The organism is Kamptonema formosum PCC 10802 (assembly GCF_000332335.1).
In the GTDB taxonomy this organism is placed as follows: Bacteria; Cyanobacteriota; Cyanobacteriia; order Cyanobacteriales; family Oscillatoriaceae; genus Oscillatoria.
Map to the genome: position 1 here is coordinate 34,561 of NZ_KB235952.1, position 6,742 is coordinate 41,302.

A 6,742-nucleotide genomic window follows, 5' to 3' on the forward strand; every position below is an offset into this window, starting at 1 on the left:
TAAATTTGGAAACTGACAGTGGGTAAGTCTGAGAAATTAACATTTCCTCATCAGGGCGGTGGGAAAAGTGCCCTAGCCAAGTGTGGGAATGCCCGTGTTTGTTGGGTTTGAAGCGCTTGGGGCCGGCCCCGCCAAAACTGGAGTTGCGCCTGGAGAGCGCTGTCACTTTTGGGGGCTTAGGGGACAGGGAGAGAAAAACTTCAAGGACCGGCTCAGTGGGCAAACCCCAAAAACTCAGGAGAGCAGTGGGAATTCACAGGGTTTTTACCGGCTTTGCCTGCCCGATCCCGGGCTTGTTAGCTGAGGGCTAAGGGAAAACACTGGCATGGCCGCAGTCTGGAAGAAAGCTGGCAGGTCGCCGCTGCCTTCAGCTTGACTAATTTGATTCCAGCAGGCGAATTGCCTTTGGCTGAAATCCTATCATATTCTTCCGCGAACCGCTCTGGAGTCAATTGAGTCAATATCTCAGGTGAAAGTGAGAGAAGTGCCAGCGAGCGCCCCACGGGCAGGGTGTGCGGTCAGCGCACCCTGCTCGTTGCCGGAGGCGGCTGGGAACTGGGCGGAGAATCGACCGGCCATCCCAAGCGCGCCGGCTGTTGGTAAACACGTTTCAGCGTGTTTACGTCTCTGGGGGAAATGGGGGGCGGAGTGCGAACCTGGGAAAAGTACAGGGCGTCAGTTTCACTGGGGCTGTGCCCCCAGATGCCCAGAGCGTGGCCCAATTCGTGGCGAGCCGCTGCTTGGATGTACGCCCCGTGCTGGTTGGGGCTCAAGAAGATAGTGCAGCGGTGGGACAGAATGGCCGGCTGGCCCTGTGGCTGGCGGATGTAGAGCTCGTAGCGGGTTTCCGCTGAGCGGGCGCGTTCGGGAGTGCCGGTGGGAGACATCCGCAAGCTCGGCTGCCGGTGCCAGATGGCGATATCCGCGATTTCTGGCTGCGCCACCACTTCTAAGGGCAAATAGACGCCCCACTCCCGCACCGCCTGCAATACGGCACTCACCCGCAGCTCCTGCCGGTGATGGCCCGAGGGAGTGCCCGCTAGGTTGCCGTCAGCTGGCTGCACGTAAACCCTCACGGGAAATTGCGACCACACCAGATGGCCCACTTCCCCCGCTGTTACCCGATCGAAATAATCTCCGCTGTTTGCCGGATCGCGCCACTGCGCCAAACTGGGGGGCAGGGGGTGGGGGCGCGGGGGTGGCAGTCCCTGAGGCAGGTCGGTGGAACTCAGCAGCGGCGCAGCTGAATACAAGCCGCCGGTGGGGTTGGCGGCTGGGAGACGGGAGTGAGTAATAATAACAAGTAAGGCGGTGAGAATGGCGAGCAAAAAAACTGCCTGCGGTCGCAGCCAGCGCATATATGGCTGATTTTAGAGTCTAAATTTCTTACTCACGCAACATTCCAAATAGGACGGCTACTTGCCTAGCCACCCAGCGCTCAAAATCAGCGTTAACCCCATAAAAATCACACTCAGCGCCCAGGTGATGCGGTTGAGAGTGGTTTCGGCACTTTTAGCGCTGGTAAAAAGCTGGGCTTGTCCGCCAATGCCCCCAATGCCATCGCCTTTGGGGCTGTGCAGCAACACGAACACAATAATGCCTACGGCAGACGCTGCCCACAGGACTTGCAGGACATTAACAAGCATACGCACACTCAAGTTTCTCTTGTTTGGGGTTGGCCCGCGAGTGCCGGCCCGATCGACTTTCACAAGTCTGAAGTCAGGCTGGCACTCTCGCCGCTAATCCTTTGTATATATTAAGAGATTGTTCAGAGGATTGGGGGCTCAGGGTCAGTTTCAAAGGAAGAGAGAAAATTTAATCATGGATTTTGTGGGCCTGGCCGGAAAGCGTGATATAATACACACAGAGACTTGAGGACAGCCCTATGGGCCAGATAGCGGCTCTTGGAATTTTTCACTGTCCCAATTGCGGGTTTATGCTATCGCAAGACTGGAATGGCGATGCCTGGGATTTTCCTGGAAGCTTTGCGGAATACGGCCTCTATCATTTTTGAGGGGGATAGTGCTATCGTTTCACTGTCCAGGAATATCCGGAATAAGTCGGAAACTGTATCAGAACAGACTCGCGCACCCCAACTCGACGCAGATGTTTGGCCTTCTAGTTAGGAGGCTCTGACCCTAGTCTGGCACGGGCGGGACAGGCAGATAGGGCTGGGAACCGGCAGAGATTTGGGGTGAAACCGCCCCCACTCGACTTCTAACGGCAGCAGGTGGGAGAGCCCCCGGCGGCAGCAGTGTCCCCGATTCTCACGGCCCGCCATTGGGGACCGCTCTGCGGGCTGAAGCCCCGCAGATGCGGCATGTCGCGCCTGGAAGAGTCAAATGAAAACATGCGCTTGGCGGTTCTGCGCCCTGAACGGCAAGCGAATGCCTGAGGCAAGATGGCCCGAAAGCTGTTGGTTAGAGCCGAACGCTCACCGGCGTGCGGTTGGCGCGAACCTCAAAATCCACGGGCACAATTACAGAGCGGCCAGTCATTTCCGCAGGTTGGGGCAGGTTTAAAATTTCCAGGATAGTGGGGGCAACATCGGCCAAGCAGGCATCGGCTCGCAGGCTGACTTGGGTGCCGTGCCCCGGGATTTTCAGCCCTTCCCCTTCGATTAAAATAAAAGGCACCGGGTTGGTGGTGTGAGCCGTCCAGGGGTTGCCCTGTTCGTCCACCATGTATTCGGCATTGCCGTGGTCAGCGATAATAATCGCCGTACCGCCGGCGCGGCTGACACTTTCCAGCAGGCGGGCCAGACAGCTATCGACAGTTTCAATCGCCTCTGCGGTGGCTTTCATATTGCCGGTGTGCCCCACCATATCGGGGTTGGCGTAGTTGATCGCCACCAGGGAATAGATGCGCTTTGCCATGGCCGCAATGGCCACATCGGTCACCTCGTTCGCCGACATTGCCGGTGCCCGGTCATAAGTCGCCACCATCGGACTTTGCACCAGCTCCCGATCCTCGCCCTCAAACGGCTCCTCCAACCCACCATTAAAGAAATACGTCACGTGCGCGTACTTCTCTGTTTCAGCGGTGCGAAACTGGCGCAGTCCGTGTTTAGCAAGCACCTCCCCCAAGATATTGCTGAGGTTTTGCGGCAAGAATGCCACCAGCACCGGCAGGTCTGGGTCATATTGAGTGAAAGTGGCAAACCACAGGGGGAGGATTTGCTGCCGCTCAAACCCCTTGAAATTCGGAGCCACAAAGGCATAAGTGAGTTGCCGAGCCCGGTCAGGCCGGAAGTTAAAGAAAATTATGCCATCTCCCGGCCCCACCGCTCCCGGAGCGATGCGAGTCGGGACGACAAACTCGTCCGTGATGCCTTGACTGTAAGAAGCAAGCAAAACCTCTCTAGCGGAGCGGCCATCCCCAGGGCCATCCTGAGTCATCACCTCGTAAGCGCGCTTAACCCGATCCCAGCGGTTGTCGCGATCCATCGCGTAGTAGCGCCCGCTGAGAGTGACAATCCGCCCCACGCCGGCGCGCTCAATCGCCTGTTCAATTTTGCCAATGGCTTCGACTCCCTCTGTTGGCGAGGTGTCGCGCCCATCCGTAAGAGCGTGGAGGCACACTTGTGAAATCCCCTGCTCCTTCGCTAGCTCCAGCAGTCCAAAAAGATGGCTAATATGGGAGTGTACCCCGCCTTCAGAGCAAAGACCGACCAAATGCAGCTTGCCCGAAGTAGAACGCACCTGCTGGCAAATTTTCACCAGTGCCCGGTTGCTCAGTAAGGAGCCATCTTCCACCGCATCCGTAATGCGCATTAATTCTTGCTTGACAATCCGACCGGCACCAATGTTCATGTGGCCGACTTCGGAATTGCCCATTTGGCCTTCCGGCAGCCCCACAGCTTTACCAGAGGTTCGGATTAGCGTTCTCGGATAGGCCGCCCACAGGCTGTCCATCACAGGTGTATTGGCAGCAGCAATCGCATTTCCCTCCGTTGCTTCACGGTAGCCCCAGCCGTCTAAAATGACTAGCACTACCGGAGACACAGGTGCTTGCGCCATACTCAGTCACTCTTTTTTTAGCATGTTCCAATCGATCATATCATCACCCGAGGCTCTCTCAACATCCTAAACTATTACAAAAAGCCTAAATCTCAATTTAGAGGCCGCTTTTGGCTGCCCGGAGCGATTATAAAGTTAACCTATAATTATAGCATCTACAAGTCGGAAGCAATTTTAGAATTAAACCTTTTGGGGACATCGATCGTGCGTCAACTTTCATTTAAGGTGTCAGCAGCAATCCTCGCACTGCTAGTCAGTGGGTGTGGCGGATCGGGGAGCGAACAAACTCAAAGCAGCAGCACACCCTCTCCAGCACCCGCCGCAGCACCGAGCCCGCCCGCAGCAAAAGAGCCAGAAAAACCGGCTGCAGGAGCGCCCTTTTCCCAACCGGCGGTCGTGGTACCGGCACCGCCGCCCGGGCTAATTGCCTCTACCAATCCAGAGGACAGGACAAAAAAGGTGCCGGCGGACGTCAACAGCAAGACAAAGGGGCGGACAAACCCATTTGTGCCGCCCGTACCGGTGCTGCCCGCGCCGCCCCCCCCACCTTTGGTCCAGGTTCAGCCACTGCCCGAACTGCCAGTGGTGTCGGCACCGGCGCTTCCTGAGCTGCCTGAGCTGCCCAAACTGCCGGCGGCTCCTACCGGAGCAAGCCGCAAGCCCAACAATCCTTCAGCCCCATCCCAAAAACCAGCTCAGCGCCCCCAACTGCCGAGCAAACAAAGCCGGCAAGTGCCGTCGCTGCCTGACTTGCCGGCGGCGATGGGCCCGAAGGTGCCCCAGCCGCCGAAAGCAACCGGCACCAGCCCGGAACTGCCACGCCAAACAGGCCAAAGTGCGCCCTCACTGCCCAATTTGCCGGCGGCGATTGGCCCGAAAATGGCCAGCCAGCCTGGCCGCAGCCCTTCTGGCCCCGCCGCTGGGCCAAAGCCCGGCGCAGCGGCGGTTCGCCCACCGGCGAAAGCTCCTGCACTCCCGAAACTCCCCTCCGTCGCAGGCAGGCAAGTGCCGGCTTTCCCAGACCTGCCGGTGGGAATTGGCCCGAAAATCCCCGCTCAGCCCGCAGCGGGGACGTCCCGCAGGGCGGCGGAACCCAAGCCCGGTGCGGCAGTGGCTGTCCGGCCACCAGCGAAAGCGCCTCAAGCAGCCAAACTCCCCTCAGTGGCAGGGCGACAAGTGCCAGGGCTCCAGAAGCTGCCGGTGGAAACAGGCCCTAAAATCACCGCCCGGCCTGCGGCGGGCCAGTCCCGGGGGGCAGCAGCTCCCGGCGCAGGGGAGGTTCCCGTCCGCCCCTCCCCAAAAACAACTGAAAGTCCTAAACTCCCCTCCACAGTGGGGCGAAAAGTGGTGGGGCTCCCGAACCTGACCTCAGGGACAAGTGAGAAAATCGCCCCTCAGCCTGCATCGGCCCAGTCAGGGCCAGCCGCAGCTCCCCAAGCCAGCGCAGGTCCAGTCCGCCCCTCCCCAAAAACGACTCAAAGCCCTAAACTCCCGTCCGTAGCGGGGCGACAGCTGCCAGGAGTGCCATACCTGCCGTCAGGAATTCGCCCGAAAATCAGCAGCCAGCCGGCACCGATGCCGTCCCGTCCGGTGGCAGGGACGAAGGCAGCCCCAGCAGCCGTCCGCCTGGCAAAAGCTTCTGAAACGCCCAAACTGCCCTCCGTGGGGGGGCGGGCTGTACCGGCAAGCCCCAAGGCTCAAATGGCCGCCCGGCCCGCAGCGGCAGCTGCGCGCCCCATACCGGCAGCCAAGGCAGCCGCCCCAGCGGTGGCGGCTTCCGCTAAACCGGCTCAAAGCCCTCAAGCTCCTGCAGCACAGCAAAAAGTGCCGGCAAGCCCGAAAGTGCCGGCAAGCCCCAAGGCTGAAATGGCCGCACGCCCCATAGCGGCAGCCAAAGCAGCCCAGGCAGCGGTGGCTGCCTCCGCCAAACCGGCTCAAAGCCCTCAAGCTTCTGCCGCACAGCAACAAGTGCCGGCAGCCCGCAGCGCTGAAATGGCCGCCCGGCCCGCAGCGGCAGCAGCCCGCCCGGCAGCGGCAGCCAAAGCAGTCCAGGCAGCGGTGGCGGCTTCCGCCAAACCGGCTCAAAGCCCCAAACTGCCCTCGGTAGCGGGGCGGGCCGTACCAGCCAGCCCGAAAGTGGCGGCAGCCCGCAGCGCTGAAATGGCTGCCAGGCCAACAGCAGCAGCCGCCCGCCCCATAGCGGAAGCCAAGGCAGCCCCCGCAGCGGTGGCGGCTTCCGCTAAACCGGTTCAAAGCCCTCAAGCTTCTGCCGCACAGCAACAAGTGCCGGCAGCCCGCAGCGCTGAAATGGCCGCCAGGCCCGCAGCGGCAGACGCCCGCCCGACAGCGGCAGCCAAAGCAGCCCCGGCAGCAGTGGCTGCCTCCGCCAAACCGGCTCAAAGCCCCAAACTGCCCTCGGTAGCGGGGTGGACCGTGCCGGCCAGCCCGAAAGTGGCGGCAGCCCGCAGCGCTCAAATGGCCGCCAGGCCCGCTGCTGCTGCGGCCCACCCCATAGCGGAAGCCAAGGCAGCCCCCACAACAGTGGCTGCCTCCGCCAAACCGGCTCAAAGCCCTCAAGCATCTGCCGCACATCAACAAGTGCCGGCAGCCCGCAGCGCTCAAATGGCCGCCAGGCCCGCAGCGGCAGCCGCCCGCCCGACAGCGGCAGCCAAAGCAGCCCCGGCAGCAGTGGCTGCCTCCGCCAAACCGGCTCAAAGCCCCAA

4 protein-coding genes and 1 pseudogene are annotated in these 6,742 nt (G+C 60.7%); 2 read left to right on the plus strand and 3 right to left on the minus strand.

The window, feature by feature from the left end; translation table 11 throughout:
- Nucleotides 1–518: 518 nt before the first annotated feature.
- Nucleotides 519–1,358 carry a hypothetical protein gene (locus OSC10802_RS0136230; RefSeq protein WP_017721648.1) on the minus strand — a complete coding sequence of 280 codons (840 nt, stop codon included), beginning with the start codon at nt 1,356–1,358 and terminating at the stop codon, nt 519–521.
- 57 nt (nt 1,359–1,415) lie between these two features.
- Nucleotides 1,416–1,646, minus strand: coding sequence for a preprotein translocase subunit SecG (secG, locus tag OSC10802_RS0136235; RefSeq protein ID WP_017721649.1), 231 nt, complete (start codon nt 1,644–1,646; stop codon nt 1,416–1,418).
- 266 nt (nt 1,647–1,912) lie between these two features.
- On the opposite strand from secG, the pseudogene OSC10802_RS55295 reads away from it, so the two are divergent.
- Nucleotides 1,913–2,054, plus strand: a pseudogene (locus OSC10802_RS55295) (RNA-guided endonuclease TnpB family protein); the annotation flags it as partial.
- Between the two features lie 366 nt (nt 2,055–2,420).
- On the opposite strand, the gene gpmI reads toward OSC10802_RS55295, so the two are convergent.
- A complete protein-coding gene (gene gpmI / locus OSC10802_RS0136245) occupies nt 2,421–4,019 on the minus strand; it encodes a 2,3-bisphosphoglycerate-independent phosphoglycerate mutase (protein WP_017721651.1) in 1,599 nt (532 codons plus the stop codon).
- 225 nt (nt 4,020–4,244) lie between these two features.
- Here gpmI and OSC10802_RS43475 point away from each other — a divergent pair.
- A partial coding sequence (locus OSC10802_RS43475) for a hypothetical protein (RefSeq protein ID WP_044172786.1) occupies nt 4,245–6,742 on the plus strand: 2,498 nt, incomplete at its 3' end.